This is a genomic window from Pseudomonas sp. UME65 (genome assembly GCF_014170225.1).
Classification (GTDB): domain Bacteria; phylum Pseudomonadota; class Gammaproteobacteria; order Pseudomonadales; family Pseudomonadaceae; genus Aquipseudomonas; species Aquipseudomonas protegens.
The window spans coordinates 36,098-51,900 of record NZ_LZZQ01000013.1 but is presented as its reverse complement, the minus strand read 5'-3'; the positions used below and the strand labels follow the sequence as shown (position 1 = coordinate 51,900).

Annotated in this window: 11 protein-coding genes; all 11 read right to left on the bottom strand. The window is 63.5% G+C overall.

The window, feature by feature from the left end; genetic code table 11:
• Nucleotides 1-10: 10 nt before the first annotated feature.
• Nucleotides 11-679 carry an alginate O-acetyltransferase AlgF gene (locus A9971_RS14970; protein ID WP_072451224.1) on the bottom strand — a complete coding sequence of 223 codons (669 nt, stop codon included), beginning with the start codon at nucleotides 677-679 and terminating at the stop codon, nucleotides 11-13.
• Between the two features lie 15 nt (nucleotides 680-694).
• A complete protein-coding gene (locus A9971_RS14965) occupies nucleotides 695-1,870 on the bottom strand; it encodes an alginate O-acetyltransferase (RefSeq protein WP_053149123.1) in 1,176 nt (391 codons plus the stop codon).
• Between the two features lie 11 nt (nucleotides 1,871-1,881).
• A complete protein-coding gene (locus tag A9971_RS14960) occupies nucleotides 1,882-3,447 on the bottom strand; it encodes an MBOAT family protein (RefSeq protein ID WP_053149125.1) in 1,566 nt (521 codons plus the stop codon).
• A 187-nt stretch (nucleotides 3,448-3,634) separates the two neighbouring features.
• On the bottom strand, nucleotides 3,635-4,750 hold the full coding sequence (locus A9971_RS14955) for a mannuronate-specific alginate lyase (protein ID WP_011059370.1): 1,116 nt from the start codon (nucleotides 4,748-4,750) through the stop codon (nucleotides 3,635-3,637).
• Between the two features lie 8 nt (nucleotides 4,751-4,758).
• Nucleotides 4,759-6,219: an alginate O-acetyltransferase gene (locus A9971_RS14950; RefSeq protein ID WP_011059371.1), complete on the bottom strand. Its 1,461-nt coding sequence runs from the start codon at nucleotides 6,217-6,219 to the stop codon at nucleotides 4,759-4,761.
• Nucleotides 6,220-6,230: 11 nt separating this feature from the next.
• Nucleotides 6,231-7,820 (bottom strand): mannuronan 5-epimerase AlgG, encoded by a 1,590-nt coding sequence (algG, locus tag A9971_RS14945; RefSeq protein WP_183001361.1) that lies wholly within the window; start codon nucleotides 7,818-7,820, stop codon nucleotides 6,231-6,233.
• 26 nt (nucleotides 7,821-7,846) lie between these two features.
• Nucleotides 7,847-9,304 (bottom strand): alginate export family protein, encoded by a 1,458-nt coding sequence (locus A9971_RS14940; protein WP_036996876.1) that lies wholly within the window; start codon nucleotides 9,302-9,304, stop codon nucleotides 7,847-7,849.
• A 161-nt stretch (nucleotides 9,305-9,465) separates the two neighbouring features.
• Nucleotides 9,466-10,905, bottom strand: coding sequence for an alginate biosynthesis TPR repeat lipoprotein AlgK (algK, locus tag A9971_RS14935; protein WP_011059374.1), 1,440 nt, complete (start codon nucleotides 10,903-10,905; stop codon nucleotides 9,466-9,468).
• A gap of 83 nt (nucleotides 10,906-10,988) precedes the next feature.
• On the bottom strand, nucleotides 10,989-12,158 hold the full coding sequence (locus A9971_RS14930) for an alginate biosynthesis protein Alg44 (protein ID WP_011059375.1): 1,170 nt from the start codon (nucleotides 12,156-12,158) through the stop codon (nucleotides 10,989-10,991).
• Between the two features lie 35 nt (nucleotides 12,159-12,193).
• The gene (gene alg8, locus A9971_RS14925) at nucleotides 12,194-13,675 is read right to left on the bottom strand and encodes a mannuronan synthase (protein ID WP_072451220.1); all 1,482 of its coding nucleotides are present in this window, start codon (nucleotides 13,673-13,675) and stop codon (nucleotides 12,194-12,196) included.
• Between the two features lie 142 nt (nucleotides 13,676-13,817).
• A complete protein-coding gene (locus A9971_RS14920; RefSeq protein ID WP_011059377.1) occupies nucleotides 13,818-15,134 on the bottom strand; it encodes a nucleotide sugar dehydrogenase in 1,317 nt (438 codons plus the stop codon).
• Nucleotides 15,135-15,803: the final 669 nt, after the last annotated feature.

Genomic DNA, 15,803 nt, shown 5'->3' with positions numbered 1-15,803 from the left:
CGGAAATTCATTAGCGGGTGGAAACCGGGCGCTTGACCCAGACCGGCGACAGGCTGCTGCCGTTGCCGGTGACGTAGAGCACCGCCGCTTCGCCGCGCTCCAGGGCCACGGGCTTGAGGTCGCTGACCTTTTTCTCGCCGTCATACAGGGCGAAGCTGACCTTCACCGGGTTGATTTCGCGCTCGCCGCGGCCCTTGGCGGCCACGGCCTTGACCACATCGGTCTTGCCGTCGGCGGTCTTCAGGGTCAGGGCCTGGTCGCTGAGGTTCTGCACCCGCACCAGGGATTTCTGCTTGTTCTTGAACGGCGGTTCTTCGATCAGTTGCGGCTGGCCGCTGGCGTTGTTGACCAGGGTGTAATAGTGATCGGCGGCCAGTTTCACCGGCACGCTCTGGCTGCCCACCTTGGCGGTGTAGTCGCCGCCGGGCATGAAGCTGAAGTCGCTGCTGGCCAGGGGCGCGACGTCATTGACGTTGGTGCTGCCCACCGTGGCGCTGACTTCGCTGTTGCTGGCGTTGTACAGGCGCACGAAGGTCGAGCCCTTGGGCGCGGTGGGGCCGTACAGGGCGGCATCGCCACCGGCGAATACCGGAGCTGATAGCAGGCCCAGGCCCGCAGCCAATACGGCAGCTTTCAGGGATTTGGCAGCGAGACGACGAGGAGTAGTAGTGAAAGTCATGAGTGTTACCTCTTTTCAGTTTTGCGCCCGGTCGGGCGTCTCGGATTTGTTGAGTGCAGCTACGTTCTGTTGGCGAGCACCGGCTTGCTTGAGCTCTGCGACCCACTGCGGGTCGGCGTCGCCGATTTCGTTGTTCACAGGCAGATAGCGTTCAGGGAATTCCCAGATCAGCACCTGGGGCGGGTTGTTCTTGAAGTCGTCGCTTTTCAGGTAGCTGAGCATCGGCAGGATCGGGCCGTGGCCATCTTCGGCGTAGCTCAGCACGTCGCTGTGCAGGGCCTGTTTCAGGGCGCCGACGAAGTTCCAGCTGGGGTTGGCGCTGTAGCTGGTGCCCACCAGGGTCACCGGCACTTCGCGGTCGGCAAACAGCGCGTCGTCGGCGGCCGGCTGTTCCTCGCTGGCCCGGGTCACGCGCTTTTGCAGGGGCTCTTCGGCCGGCATCAGGTTTTCGAACAGCGGGTCCAGGGGCAGGAAGCGGCGCAGGTCGCCCTTGTGTTCCACGGTCTCTTCGGTCTCGGTGACGAAGCGTTGTGGCTGACCGCTGAGCGGGGTCTTGGCGGCGATGGTCAGGGCCAGTTGGCGGGCGACGATTTCGGCGCCGGCGGGGGTCCAGTGGGTGTCGGTGCGCAGGAACACTTGCTGGCCCTGTTGCTTGGCCTGTTGCAGGGGGCCAAGCAGGTCGGGGGCAAGGATCTTGTCGGCAGCGACCCGGGCGTGGAAGTCCTGGTAGAGGTTGGCGTGGATGCGCGCCGGGCGCACTTCGTCCATGTGTTCCGGGTACAGGCGCACCTTGGCCGGAACGATCGCCATCACCAGTTTCACCCCGTGCTCCTTGAGGGTCTGGCGCACGCCTTCCACCAGGGCGTAGTTGCCCTGCAGGTTGAGCTCCTCGTTGACCACGGGGTTGAACTCTTCATCGCTGTACAGCCACTGGTCACGGCCCAGCACCACCCCCGGGCGCCCTTCGTTGAACAGCTTGAAGTCCAGGGCGGCCCAGAGGTTGGTGCCCAGGCGCTTGATCGGGAACTGGTCGTCGTAGTGGGTTTCCACCGCCTTGGCCCAGCGCCCGTTGAGCACGGTGGCGTCGTTGTTGGTACTGAAACCGAAGAAGCTGCGCGCCGACCACAACCCCAGCACCAGCAGGGTCAGCAGGAACAGGGCGATGTAGAACACACGTAATGAGCGGGTCATGGGCAGATCCCTCAGAACTGGAAGTAAAGGAACGGCGAGAAGCTTTGCGCCGAGAGTTTGAGAATCGAGGCAATGAACAGCAGCAGCACCAGGGCGCGCATGGCGTAGCGCGACCAGTCGGCAGTCCAGTAGGCCGGCTGCACCTGGGCCTCGGTGCCGACGATGTAGCCCGGCTGGTGAATGCTGCCGGGGTTGTCCCCGGGGACCGCCTTGATCAGGCCGGGCTGGGCGCTGGCCGGGCCGTCGGCGGCGGTAGTGACCTCGGGCTTGGCCTTGACCGGCGCCGGGTTGCGGTACAGGTCACGCAGGCCGAAGAACGCCAGGGTGGCGTAGGCCAGGATCAGGGTCGCCACTTGCAGGCCGGTGAGGCTGGCGCGGTTGAGTTCCGACAGCGACCAGTCGCCAAAGCTGAACATCGCGCCGTACATGCGGCCTGCTACGTGCAGGTTCTCGGCGCGGAAGATCACCCAGCCCATCACCACCAGCAGGAAGGTCAGGGCCCAGCGCACCGGGTTCAGGCTGCGCGGCGTGGTGTTGATGCCCAGGGCCTTTTCGATGGCCAGCCACATGCCGTGCCAGGCGCCCCAGACGATGTAGGTGAAGTTGGCGCCATGCCACAGGCCGCCCAGGAGCATGGTCAGGAACAGGTTGCGGTAGGTGATCAGGGTGCCTTTGCGGTTGCCGCCCAGGGTGATGTACAGGTAGTCCCGCAGCCAGGTGGACAGGCTGATGTGCCAGCGCCGCCAGAACTCGGTGATCGACTGGCTGATGTAGGGCTGCTTGAAGTTTTCCATGAAGCGAAAACCCATCATCAAGCCCAGGCCGATGGCCATGTCGCTGTAGCCGGAGAAGTCGAAGTACAGCTGCGCGGTGTAGGCCAGGGCGCCGAGCCAGGCATCGCCCGTGGTGGGGTTGTGCAGGGCGAAGCAATGGTCGGCGACCACCGCCAGGGTGTCGGCGATGAACACTTTCTTGATGAAGCCCTGCATGAAGCGGGTGCAGCCTTCGGAGAACTTGTCCAGGGTGTGGGTGCGGTTGTTGAACTGGTCCGCCAGGTCACGAAAGCGCAGCACGGGGCCGGCGATCAGGTGCGGGAAGATCGCCACGAACGCCGCGAAGTCGATCAGGTTGCGGGTGGCCGGGGTGTCGCCGCGGTAGACGTCGATGATGTAGCTGATGGACTCGAAGATGTAGAACGAGATGCCGATCGGCAGCAGCACGTGGGTCAGGATGAACGGCTCAAGCCCCATGGAGGTCATGATGGCGTTGATGCTGTCGACGCCGAAGTTGGCGTACTTGAAGTAGCCGAGGATGCACAGGTCCACCGCCACCCCCAGCAGCAGCCAGCGCTGGGCGGGTTTGGTCCTGACACCGGCGGCGCCGACTTTCAGGCCGATCCAGTAGTTCCACAGGGTGACCCCGGCGAACAGCGCCAGGAAGTCCACGCGCCACCAGGCATAGAACACATAGCTGGCGATCAGCAGCAGCAAGTTGCGATAGCGTTGCCCGCTCAAGTAGTACAAGCCGAGAAAGATCGGCAGGAACAGGAACAGGAACACATTGGATGAGAAAACCATCCCGATCTCTCCATGTTTAACCAATAGTCAGAGGCCGGAGCCCCCCCAAACCCCCCCGTGAAAAACCGGGGAAGCGGTACTGCGTGCAGCGCGCCCCCTGTAGGAGCCGGCTTGCCGGCGAAGGCGCTCTTGAGGGCCTCTTCGCTGGCAAGCCAGCTCCTACAGGGGGACGTTCCAACGATTCGAATCAGGAGCCCTTTTCATGGGCCGGGTCGTAGACCTTGGTCAGGTCGCCACCCAGGCGGAAAGTCTTGAACGGCTGCATCTTGTGCTTGCGCTCCAATGTTTCCGGAGCGCAGGTGTAGAGGCTGCAGTAGGGTTCCAGCCAGGCGAATTTCGAGTCGACCTTGAGGTCGGTCATGTCCTGCTGCTTGCCGTTCTTCTTTTCGAAGGTGTCCGGGTCCTTGACCCCGGCCAGCACCCGCTCGCCCAGGCGCTTGAGTGCTTCGTGGTTTTCCTGGCGCAGGTCGACGCCGTTGACCTGGGCGAAGCTGGCGATCATTGCCAGCGGCGGCAGGGCGTAGTTGTGGTAGGCCAGGGCCCGCTGCTGGCGCTTGAGTTCGTTGGGCAAGAAGCCGTCGGCATCGACCTGGTTGGCGCCGACCTTGTATTCCTTGACCGCCCAGTCGAACAGGTCGCGGCGGTTGGTGGCCACGGCGGTGGCCATCACCGACCAGGCGGCCCAGTAGGAGTGGTTGTTGGTCTTGTCCAGGGGCAGGTTGTCCCAGTCGCTGACCACCTGGTCGGCCATCTTGCTGAACCAGGCCTCGATCTTCTGTGCCTGTTCCTGGTGGGTGGCCAGGGGGTGGGAGTCGGAGAACTTCAGCCGCAGGTAGGCCGAGGCCATGCTGCCCAGGGCCCATTTGCGCATGGACTTGCCGGTGTGGTTGAAGTCCTTGGACATCAGCGCATCGGCCTGGGCCCAGGCGCTGAGCCAGGCGAGGGTGCAGTCCAGCTGTTCAGGGCGGCCGTCGCGCATGAACTGCATGACCCGCTTGCTGGTGCCGCGCTCGATCTTGGTGATGTCCGCGGTGGTGTCGCGAAAGGCCTGTTCGGATTGCACGTTGAGGGTCGCCCGGGCCTTGTCCGAGCCTTCGTACTTGCTACGAAACTGCAGGGCGCCGGTGTAGGGCGCCGGCATGGCGTCGCAGCCCTCGCTGTTGTCGCCGCTCTTGAACTTGTCCACCGGGGCGTAATAGCCCTGGGGCGGGCGCAGCGGCGCGGCGGCCTGGGCGCTGCCGGTAACGATGGCCAGCCCCAGCAGGCTGGGTATCAACAAGCGTTTCAAGTCTGTGCTTTGCATAGGTAACCTCATTGCCCGATCTGCGCGGTGCGTTGCTCGGCGCTCGGGAATACGTTGCGTTTGCAAATTTTCGCTTCGACCTTCTGCCCCGCAGTGCCCGCTTCCGGGCCCTGGATCTCGACCGCCAGCAGGTTCTGCGAGGCCCAGTCTTCGTCGGTGCGCAGTTCGAAGGCGAAGCGCCCGTCGGTGTCGGATGTTTCCGGTTTTTCGATCTTGATGTCCTCGTGGCGCCCGTTCATGTACCAGAGGGTGGCTTGCAGGGTTTTCACCGAGGTGTCGGCGAAGCGGATGTCGACCTGATGACCGCTGTTGCGCAGGTCCATGTTCTTGCTGTTGACCAGCAATTCGTTCTTGCCGGGCTTGAGGGTGGTGCTGCCGGTCATCTGCGCGTCCTTGCCCTCGCAGCCGTTGTCCAGCAGGGCCATCATCTGCCGGTAGATGGTTTCCTGGTCCAGGCGGTACAGCGGCGAGAATTCCCAGATGAGGATCTTCGGCGGGCTCTTCTGGAACTCGTCGCTGCCCAGGTACTGCAGCATCGAGCCTTCCAGGCCGCCGCCGGGGAAGGCGACGTTGAGGATGTCGGCACCGATGGCCTCTTCCAGGAAGCCGGCGAAGTTGTAGTTCTTGCCACTGTGACTGGTGCCCACGAGGGTGATCTGCGGGTTGCCGGAGTCGCCGAACAGGTCGCCGTCGCCAGCCTCGCCCTTGGGCTCGGTGGTGAACTGGTCCATGTACTGGATGGCGTAGCTGGTGCCGCACAACTGGCCGGCCATGTTGTGCAGGGTGCCGGTCTTGCCCATGCGCCCGGACTTGTGGGTTTCGAATTCACGCCGTGGAATGTCGGCAAAGGCCGGCAACTGCTTGACCTTGTCGGCGACGATCTTCGCCGTGCGCTGGGCGCCATAAGGGGTCCAGTGCTGGTCGCCGCGGAAGTAGAAGTCGTGGGCCGGCAGGGTATCGGGCAGTTGTTCGTTGGTCAGCGGCGAGAGGTCCGGCACCACGTAGCCCATCTGCGCGAAGCGCCCGAGCATGGCCTTGTAGTTGCTCAGCGCCTTGTCATAGTCGAAACGGGCTTTCTCCGCCGGGTTGAGCTTGTTGCGGTTCACCAGGCCGCGGGTCGGCTGATAGACCACCACCAGTTCCACGCCCTTGCTCTTGAAGGCTTCGTGCAACTGCTTGAGGCGGCGGTAGCCTTCGGGAGTGGTGTTGAACTCGGTGCGCAAATCTTCCTGGGTACGGAACAGCCAGTCGCCCTGGGCTTGCACCAGGGTGGTGAAGTTCTGCTGGTAGCGGGTCACGTAGTTCTTTGCGTCGTGGGCGGCCGGGCACAGGTTGCAGCACGGCTCGGCCTTGAAGTTCGGCGCGGCGCTCGTGGCGCTGGTTTCGTCGGCACGGGCGCCGGCGCTGGCGGCGAGAATCCCCGCGGTCAGGGCCGACAGGCCCAGGAGTTTGATCCAGTGTGGGTGCATGAAAGTCATCCTCAATCCCGCAATTCGGTCTGGCGTTCGACGGGGTCGATCAACACGGCTTTCTGCTGGCGCACCAGCAGGTCGAGAATTTCATCCTGGCGGTCGCCCAGGACCCCGGAGAAGCTGATGCCGCTGCTTTTGGTCGGCGCCAGCATGGAGACCCGGTACAGCTCCACGCTCAAGGGGGAGTCGATGGACATCGGCCCGCTGCCGTTGGCGGCCAGCTCGCCGCCGACCACGATCAGCGAGACCTGGGCGTCGAACGGGTCGAGCTTGATGTCGCGGTCGGTGTCGGAAAGGTCCTTGATGTGGCCATAGACCCCGGTCAGGCCGTTGGCCATGGCGATGTTTTCGTACAGGCGGATGTTCACGCTGTTGCGAATGCGGATGCCGTGGCGGCGGTTGCTGATCACCTTGTTGCCGTAGATCAGGTTGTCGGCACTCTCGTAGAGGGTGATGCCGTCGGTGTGGTTGCGGTAGATCTCGTTGTAGGCGATCAGGTTGTTGACGCTGTTACGGTCGATCACCAGCCCGGAGAGGTGGTTGTCGTAGCTGCGGTTGTTGAAGATGAAGCTGTCGTTCACTTCCCGGGAAATGATGATGCCGTGCTTCTTCTTGGTGCCGTGGACGGTGTTGTCGGCAATGATCAGGCCATGGGAACGGTCGTGGGGGTCGATGCCGTAGACGATGTTGTCCTTGTAGGTGTTGCCCTTGAGCACGAAGTCCCGGGTCTCGTAGCAGTAGAAGCCGTACCACATGTCCGAGAACGTCGAGCCGACGATCCAGCCGGTGGGCTCGGGGCGCTTGAGCACCTTGGCCATGTTCGGCGTGTACTGGGAAATACTCACCCCGTAGGACTTGGAGTTGGCGTAGCCGAAGCTGGCCATCGTGCTGTTGACGATGTAAGTCTCGGTGCCGCCCCAGGCCAGCAGGAACGGGCGGAATTCCTTGGGCGAGCGGAAGGTCGCCGGGCCGTTGTCCTTTTCGCGCCAGCCCGTGACCTTGGTGTCACGCACGAACAGCTGGCCATCGTTGACCAGGAACGAGCCGCCTTCCTGGGACAGGCGCAGCTCCTGGGTCTGTTTGTCGATTTCCAGGATGCCGTGGCGGCCGACGACGATGGGCAGGCGGGCCAGGTAGACCCCGGGTGCGGTTTCGCTGATGTACTGCTTGGGCAGCTTGCCCACCAGTTCCTTGAGGTTGACGTAGCCGTCGTCGATGAAGATCGCCTGGGGTATGCCGTGCTGGCGCACCACCCATTCGGCCATCTTGTTGTCACCGCCGATAAAGTCCTTCAGGGCGTCTTCCTGCATCATCCGGCGCACGCTGATCTTGCCCGGCTTGCTGCGCACGATCTTCGCCGCGGCCACCTCGGCGGTGTAGCCGGAGAGGTCGGGCAGGGTCGGCTTGGCCAGGGCCAGGGGCTCGATGGGAGCACTGCTGACGGTGTAGGTCTTGGCCTGTTGCAGCTCCTTGGCGATGATCGGCGCCTTGGCCGTCTCGGCAGTGGCGAAGGCGCTGCTGCTGGCCAGCAGCAGGGCGCCGGCCAGGAGGCTCAGGGAGCCTCTGGACAACGGGCTCTGGAGAGTTTGATTAGGCATGTCGGGCACTCCTTTAGCGGCTTGTATCAGAAGCGCCAGATCACGTCGATAAAGGCGCGGTGCATGTAGGAGTCGACCTCTTTGCCGTAGGCGTCGCCGGGCTTGAACACGCCACCGCGCAAACGCACCAGGGCCGAAGGTTCATCGATCGACTGGCTCAGGGCCGCGGGCAACAGGCCTTGCTTGAAGTACTTGGTGACCACCAGGTCCATCTCCTGGCCGAGGTCCTTCTTGCCATCCATGAGCGGCAGCGAGGTGCTGCTGAGCAAGGCGCCGGTGGTGTCGTCGTAGTTGTTGTCCACTGCGTTGATGCCGTTGCTGCCCACCGGTTTGTTGCCGTCCACACGCCAGAACTTGTGGTAGACCAGGCTGGCGTCGTAGTCCTCGCGCAGTTGCCAGGAACCGAACAGGGTGGCGCTCTGGGTGTTGTTCATTTCGCCCCGGAAGGCTTCGCCGAAGCGGTGCACCCGGGAGCGAGTACCGGTGTAGTTGGAGCGGTTGCTTTGCAGGCCGTTCTGTTCGTACTCGGCGCTGGCCCGGGCATAGGCCGCGCCCACTTGCCAGTTCGGGTCAAGGCGCAGGCGCACGCCCAGGTCGGTGGCCCAGCCGTTGAGGTTGTCCCCGCGCTTGGCTTGGGTCGGGCGGCTGCCATCGGCGTTCAGCGGGTTGACCGTATCGCGGTCGCCGCGCATGCCGGTGAGGCTGGCCCAGTAGTTGACGGTATTGGTGTTGCGCCAGTTAAAGGCGTCGCTGTTGGCTTCCAGGCCGAGCCAGGTCAGGTCGCCGTTTTCCTTCTTGTCCAGCGGGTCGCTGGCCACGCCGGGCTGGGCATAGTCGAGCTTGCCGTCGTCGTGGGTGTGGTGGGCGCGGATGCCCACCCACTGGCCGGGCGTCCACTGGTAGGCGGCGTCGGCGTACAGGTGCAGGCGGTCCTTGTCCTTGGGCGCCAGCTCCTTGAGGTCGGTGCGGTATTCACTGAAGCGCTCGGCGGCCCCCAGGTTGGCCCGCAGCAGGGTGGTGTCGAAGGTCCAGTTCAGCGCCTCGATGTTGGTGTCGCGCCATTGCCCGTCATCGTTGCGCAGGCGCTGGCGGCCGAACTTCAGCTGCTCGCCGGGGTAGGCGGTGAAGCCGCTGTAGCCGACCCAGAACTCGCGCATGGCCAGGTAGTTCTTCTTGGTCTTGCGGTCATCGTTGCTGGACTGCTGGCTGGCGTCGTCGCCGGACTGTTGCAGGGTGTCGGTTTCGATCACGTCGCTTGCGGTCACTGCCTGGCCCATGGCGTAGGCGCTCCAGTTGCCGCTTTCGCCATAGACCCAGGGCCGCAGGTCGAGGCCGATGCCGTTGACGTCGCCACCGCCCTGGGTGCCCAGGTCGCGATCGTCCTCGGACTGGCCGGTGATCTTCACTTCCAGGCCGAAGTTCTTGGTGTCGGTGATGGCCGCCAGGGTCGGGTTGGACCAGATCATGGCAAAACCCAGGGCCATGCCCAGTTTCGACAGGCACAAGCGCTTGCCTGTGGTGGTGAAGGCGGGGTGTGCCCGTTCGCGCAGCGGCCGCGATTCGCGAGGGCAGGCGTGGCGAGCGCTTCGCGCTTGGTCGCAGCCTGCGGTAGCGGCTACACGGGCGGTGTTGAATGGGATGGACTTCATAGGGATTCCTCGCCGTCTTCTTCCTGCAGCGCGTGCAGTTGCAGCGTGTTCTGGGTCAGGGCACCGCGCGCCGCCTGCTCCTGTTGCAGCAGGCGCTGGGCTTCGGCGCGCTGGCCGGGGGGCAGTTGTTGATCCAGCTGCTGGGCCAGTTCGTTGGCCTGTGGGGTGTCCTGGGCCTTGGCCAGCTGGCTGAAGACGTAGGCGTTGACCGGGTTGGGCGCGGTGCCGCGGCCCTGGGAAAACAGCTGGGCAATGGCGAAGTCGGCGCTGTTCTGGCCGTTGCGGGCAGCCGTCAGCAGGTGGTCCAGGGCTTTTTGCGGGTACACCTGGCCCAGATAGCCACGGCGGTAGATCTGCCCCAGGTAGTAGTCGGCGGCGACTTCGCGGCCCACGGCTTTCTGGAAGTGCGCCTCGGCCACCTTGGCGTCCGCCGGCACCCACTTGCCTTCGTAGTAGAGCTTGCCCAGCAGCAGTTCGGCCCGGGGCTGGTCGGCGGCGCGGCCGTTCTCCAGGTATTCCATCATCTTGTCGACGTCACCCAGCTCGGGGAAGTCGTAGAGCAGTTGCGCCAGGCTGACCCAGGAGGCCGGGTAGCCGGGGGCGACCTGTTCCAGCAGGGCCTGGGCGGTCTTTTCATCCGGCTTGCCAAGACTGGCATCGCCCAGTACCCGGGCCACGCTGTCGACTCGCTGGGCACTGACGCTGCCACGGCTGTAGCCGGCCTGCAGTCGCTTGATCAGCTCGGCCTGCTGTTCTGGCTGGCCGCGTTTCTGGTAGACGGTGGCCAGCTCGACGTAGCAGATGTCGGTGCTGTCGAGGGCGGCCTTGCAGATGCTTTCCACCTGGTCCAGGTGCTGGTCGTAGGTGCCCTGGGTGCGGTACAGCAGGACCTGGGCCAGACCGGCTTCCGGATAGCCGGCGGCGCGCCATTGGCTGATCTGCTGCTGGGCGTCGACGTTGGGGAAGCTGTGGGGGTATTGCAGGTACAGCATCGCCAGGGGGATCAGGGTGTTGCCTTCGCCATTGGCAAAGGCTTTCTTCAGCAGGCCTTCGGCTTCGTGCTGCTCGGCCTCGCTGGAGCCGGGCTTGGCCACCAGCAGGCGCCCCAGGCGCGCCTGGGCACGGGGCGAGGTGTCGGCTGCGGCGCGGTAGGTGGCCTCGGCCTGCTTGATCTGCGCCGGGTCGCGGCTTTCCACCTGAATGTCGGCCAGGCCCACTTGCGCTTCGCTGTAGCCCAGGTCTGCCAGTTGGCGGTAGTTCTGCTGGGCCAGGGCGGTGTCGCCGCGCTTCAGGGCCTCGTTGGCCAGGCGCTGGTCCGGCAGGCCGGCGCAACCGGCCAGGGCCAGCGCCGCGACCAAAGGCAATACCGAACCCTGTAGCCGCTGCCGCAGGCTGCGATCGAGCGCGAAGCGCTCGTGCTGGTTGTCGGGGAGCATCGAGTCGGCCGGATGGCGTCCGCTGCGCGGCCGGGCGCAGCCTGCGGCAGCGGCTACAGGGAGCTGGGTAGGCACTCTCATGGTTACAGACCCGCAGCCATGGCTTTGTCGATCAGCCAGTTCATCGACGGGCCGCGGTCGCTGCTGACTTCCACCGGGCGGCCGGCGAAGGCGCTGCTCAGGGGCGCGTCGGGCTTGATCTGTACGCGGATGTCGGAGGACAGGTCGTTGCTGTTGAGGCTGGCGCTGCTGACGATGGTGCCGGTGCGCACTTCATCCTCGCCGGCGATCTGGAAGTTGACCTTGGTGCCCGGGCGCACGTCGCCGAACTGGCGGTAGGAGAACCGCGCCTCGACATTGGCCAGGCTATTGCGCGGCACCAGTTGGAAGATCACGTCGCCCTTGCTGGCGTACTGCCCGTCGGCCACCAGTTGCTGGGCCACGGTGCAGTCGCAGGGGGAGGTCAGGGTGCCGGTCATCTGCTTGCCGAACAGTTCCTCGACCTTGGCCGGTTGCAGCTGGTTTTCGTCCAGGTGGCCCTTGAGCACGTCCAGCATGCTGGTGCTGAAGCTGGCCAGGGGCGCGCCTTTGGCAACGCTGCCATCGGTCTGCACCAGGCTCTGCACGGTGCCGTCGCGCGGCATGGTGACGTTCATCCCCGGAACGTTGACCAGGCCGGCCTCGGCGTGGCTGACGAAGTACATGCCGTACACCGACTTGAGGATGAAACCGAAGGCGGCAAGGCCGACGATGAAGATCCCGGCGCTGAAGGTCACCGCCCGCAGGCGCCCCAGCGGAGTCATGCCGCTGCCGCTGTCCTTGTTCTTGCGCGCCTTGGTGAAGTTGTCCCGCTGCAGGGTGGCGAGCACGTCGCCCATGCTGACGATGTCGCCGGCCAGGTGCGAGGTGATCAGGTGGCGCAGGGTGGAGATGTCCTGGGGTTCGAGGTTCTGGAACTGGCAACCGACCCGGCCGCTCTGGCGATCGAAGGAGCGGACCTGCAGCTCGACGTCCATGGCCAGGCCGAGGTTGTCGATGACAAATTGCAGGCGGCCCTTGTGCACTTCGCCCACGGTCAGCATCTGCTGCCCGGCGTTGAAGCTCAGGCCGCCGGCGGAGAGGTCGTGGACCCGCACTTCAAGAGGCTTGGCCTCGGTTCCGAAGAAGCGCAGCTTGGCCGGGATCTTGACCCGGGCGTGCTGGCGTTGGGCTTCGGATTCATGCACTACATTGACGTTCACGGCGGTGTTCATAGAGTCGATTTCCTAGTTAATTCAGGCAAGGCGGTTCAGACCATCAGCAGCAGGACAGCGACGAACACGCTGCCGGCCGAGAAGGTCATGGTCCGAGACGACCAGGTGTTGAACCAACGTTGAAAACTGGCCAGGTCGCGGGTCAGCTTGGTGTCCTGGCGGGTCCAGGATTGCTGGTCGAGGCGGAAGAACACGTAGATCTTCACCAGCGCGCCGACGATCTGGTTGTAATAGAGAATCAAGGGGTAGGCCGGGCCGATGCGGTGCCCCGAGCAGGACAGCAGCAGGGTCAGGATCAGGCGGGTAATGCCGATCCACAGCAGGTAGGCCAGGATGAAGGCGGTGCCGTACTTGAAGCTGGCGATGATCGCCACGGTCAGGCCCAGCAGCGAGGTCCACATCGACACGCGCTGGTCGAACAGCACCACGCTGGTGAACAGCCCCAGGCGTTTCATGCCCAGGCCGAGGGCCCGGGAGTTCTGCCGCAGGTTGTTGCCGTACCAGCGGAACATCAGCTTGCGGCTGGCCTTGATGAAGCTCTTCTCCGGCGGGTGCTCCACGGTGTTGATTGCCGCGTCAGGCACGTAGAAGGTGTCGTAGCCCAGGCGCATCAGGCTGAACCAGCTGGACTTGTCGTCGCCGGTAAGGAACTTGAAGCGGCCCAGGCGCCAGTGCTGCAGGGAGTCGCTTTCCACGTCGGCGATGAAGTCCGGGTCGGTGACCACGGTGGCGCGGAACACCGACATGCGCCCGGTCATGGTCAGCACGCGCTTGGACAGGGCCATGGAGCACATGTTGATGTGGCGCTGGGCGAAGCGCAGCTTGTGCCATTCGCTCATGATGTAGCCGCCGCGCACTTCGCAGAATTCGTTGGTGGTCAGGCCGCCGACATTGCCGAACAGCTGGAACCAGGGCACGGTCTTGCGTACCACGCCTTCGCCGAGCACGGTGTCACCGTCGATCACCGCTACCACGGCGCGGCTGTCCGGCAGGTGGCGGGAGATGGCACGAAAGCCGAAGGCCAGGCCATCACGCTTGCCGGTGCCGGGGATGCGCACGAAGTCCAGCTTGACCCGCTCCGGCGGGTTCATCCGCGCCCACAGGCTTTTCACCAGCAGCTCGTCGGACATTTCCACGATCGAGCAGACCACGGTGGTGGGGAAGCCGCAGTCGATGGCTTCACGGATGACCGAGCCGTAGACCTGGGCGGTGGTCAGCGCGTCTATCCGGAAGCTGGTGACCATCAGGTACACATGGGACGGGTCCGCCGCGCTGCCGAGCTTGCGCACCTTGCGCCGCAGGTGCGGGTAGACCACGTAGAGAAACAGCATGCCGCGCACGAAGTGCGTGGCACCCATCGAGTAGCGCCAGATGCCCACGGCGCCAATCAGGAAAATGAAGTCCTTGGACTGTGAGTCGAAGGTCGAGGCGGGCAGCAACAAGGCCATGCCCATCAGCAAACTCAAGTAGAACAGCCAACCGGCGGCCTGAAGCAGGCCGTGCTTTAGCCTGTGCATAATCTGCGTCCATCAAGGTCTCGGGCGAGCCTGTGGGGTGGCCCGAGGGGGGTTAAGGCAGGCATGGAGATCTGGGAGGGCCAGATCGCTGGCCAGCCAGCTCCTACGGGGATGGGGTAGGAGCCGGCTGGCTGGCGAACCCTTACCAGCAGATCCCTTCGGTACGGCCTTTGCTGCAGGTAGCCTTGGACATGAAGCCCACCAGGTCGATGACCTGCTTGCCGTGGGGCACGTCTTCGGCCAGGGCGCGGAACTTCTCGTCGCGGTTGCCGAGAATGATCACGTCGGAGTTGCCGATTACCGCGTCGAAGTCCGAGTTGAGCAGGGACGAAACGTGGGGGATCTTCGACTCGATGTAGTCCTTGTTGGCGCCGTGAACCCGGGCGTACTCGACGTTGCTGTCGTAGATGCTCAGGTCGAAGCCCTTGCCGATGAGCATTTCCGCCAGTTCCACCAGCGGGCTCTCGCGCAGGTCGTCGGTGCCGGCCTTGAAGCTCAGGCCCAGCAGGGCGACCTTGCGCTTGTCATGGCTGGAAACGATGTCGAAGGCGTTCTGCACCTGGGATTCGTTGCTGCGCATCAGCGAGTTGAGCAGGGGCGCCTCAATGTCCAGGGAGCCGGCGCGGTAGGTCAGGGCGCGCACGTCCTTGGGCAGGCACGAGCCGCCGAAGGCGAAGCCCGGGCGCATGTAGTACTGGGACAGGTTGAGGGTCTTGTCCTGGCAGACCACGTCCATCACTTCACGGCCGTCCACGCCCACCGCCTTGGCGATGTTGCCGATCTCGTTGGCGAAGGTGACCTTGGTGGCGTGCCAGACGTTGCAGGTGTACTTGATCATCTCGGCGACTTCGATGTCCTTGCGGATGATCGGTGCATCGAGCTCTTCGTACAGCGCTTGCAGCACATCACCGGAGGCCTGGTCGAACTGGCCGATCACGGTCATGGGCGGGAAGTCGTAGTCCTTGATCGCGGTGCTTTCACGCAGGAACTCGGGGTTCACCGCGACGCCGAAATCCACCCCGGCCTTCTTGCCCGAGCAGTCTTCGAGGATCGGGATCACCACGTTCTTCACGGTGCCCGGCAGCACGGTGCTGCGCACCACGATGGTGTGGCGGGTGGCCTTGTCGCGCAGGACGAAACCGATCTCGCGGCACACCGATTCGATGTAGTCCAGTTCCAGGTCGCCGTTCTTCTTGCTCGGGGTACCGACGCAGATCATCGACAGGTCGGTATCGCGAATGGCCTCGGCGAAGTTGGTGGTGCCACGCAGACGAGCGGTCTGGATTCCTTGAGCCAGAAGTTCGCCCAGGCCCGGTTCGACGATCGGCGACTTGCCGGCGTTGATCAGGTCGATCTTGTCTTTGGAGATATCTACGCCAACCACTTCATGGCCCCGTGCGGACAGGCAACCGGCACATACTGCACCGACGTAACCCAAACCAAATATGCTGATGCGCATCGCATTTACCTCTGTGTTATTCACGCCATTAGATGGCCGGAGTTAATGTTTGCCAGCTGTTGTTGCGCACTCGGAAGTCCAGCGAAGTACGCTGTAGTGCCGTGTGCAGGCAGACTAAGTTCCGAGTGACTAAATAAATGCACTCAAGTTGTGCGCAACCGATCCATGTTGTTTTGACTTGCCCTTGAATGTTGCCGGCGGCTCCTGCTGCAGGTCCCTCGAGAAAAACCATCCGCGTTCCTGTGGATGGCTGGATGCCACGTAGTACGGGCTCTCCAGTTGTTTTCGGGGGCCTTGAAGGCCAGCTGTTCCTTGGCTCGTTAGGGGATAGTTGAGGTGCCTTATCTCCGTTTGTTTACCCTTTAGTTCAAGTTTGTGACTCGTTGGTCAAATCAATGTTGCAACTTGATTAGTTCCTCGTGAGTTCGTGTAAGTCATCTCCTACAACCTCGTTGAGAATCGTTACCGGTGGTATGAGCGGTGTCTGAAGGCATAGTTCCTGCCCGCTCATCCTGTTTTTCGAAATTTCTTGAAATATTGAGAAAGATGGCACTGCTCTCAAACTGATAGCACTAACGGTTTGAGCCTTTAGTTATGGGGAGTTGAAGGGGGGGGATATTTTTGTGCCACTACCGAATAAAAAAAGTGGTGCCACTACTGAAAAAAATC

Excerpts from the sequence above, each read along its gene's own strand:
- A9971_RS14970 (WP_072451224.1), bottom strand. The coding sequence starts at position 679 with ATGACTTTCACTACTACTCCTCGTCGTCTCGCTGCCAAATCCCTGAAA.
- A9971_RS14965 (WP_053149123.1), bottom strand. The coding sequence starts at position 1,870 with ATGACCCGCTCATTACGTGTGTTCTACATCGCCCTGTTCCTGCTGACC.
- A9971_RS14960 (WP_053149125.1), bottom strand. The coding sequence starts at position 3,447 with ATGGTTTTCTCATCCAATGTGTTCCTGTTCCTGTTCCTGCCGATCTTT.
- A9971_RS14955 (WP_011059370.1), bottom strand. The coding sequence starts at position 4,750 with ATGCAAAGCACAGACTTGAAACGCTTGTTGATACCCAGCCTGCTGGGG.
- A9971_RS14950 (WP_011059371.1), bottom strand. The coding sequence starts at position 6,219 with ATGCACCCACACTGGATCAAACTCCTGGGCCTGTCGGCCCTGACCGCG.
- algG (WP_183001361.1), bottom strand. The coding sequence starts at position 7,820 with ATGCCTAATCAAACTCTCCAGAGCCCGTTGTCCAGAGGCTCCCTGAGC.
- A9971_RS14940 (WP_036996876.1), bottom strand. The coding sequence starts at position 9,304 with ATGGCCCTGGGTTTTGCCATGATCTGGTCCAACCCGACCCTGGCGGCC.
- algK (WP_011059374.1), bottom strand. The coding sequence starts at position 10,905 with ATGCTCCCCGACAACCAGCACGAGCGCTTCGCGCTCGATCGCAGCCTG.
- A9971_RS14930 (WP_011059375.1), bottom strand. The coding sequence starts at position 12,158 with ATGAACACCGCCGTGAACGTCAATGTAGTGCATGAATCCGAAGCCCAA.
- alg8 (WP_072451220.1), bottom strand. The coding sequence starts at position 13,675 with ATGCACAGGCTAAAGCACGGCCTGCTTCAGGCCGCCGGTTGGCTGTTC.
- A9971_RS14920 (WP_011059377.1), bottom strand. The coding sequence starts at position 15,134 with ATGCGCATCAGCATATTTGGTTTGGGTTACGTCGGTGCAGTATGTGCC.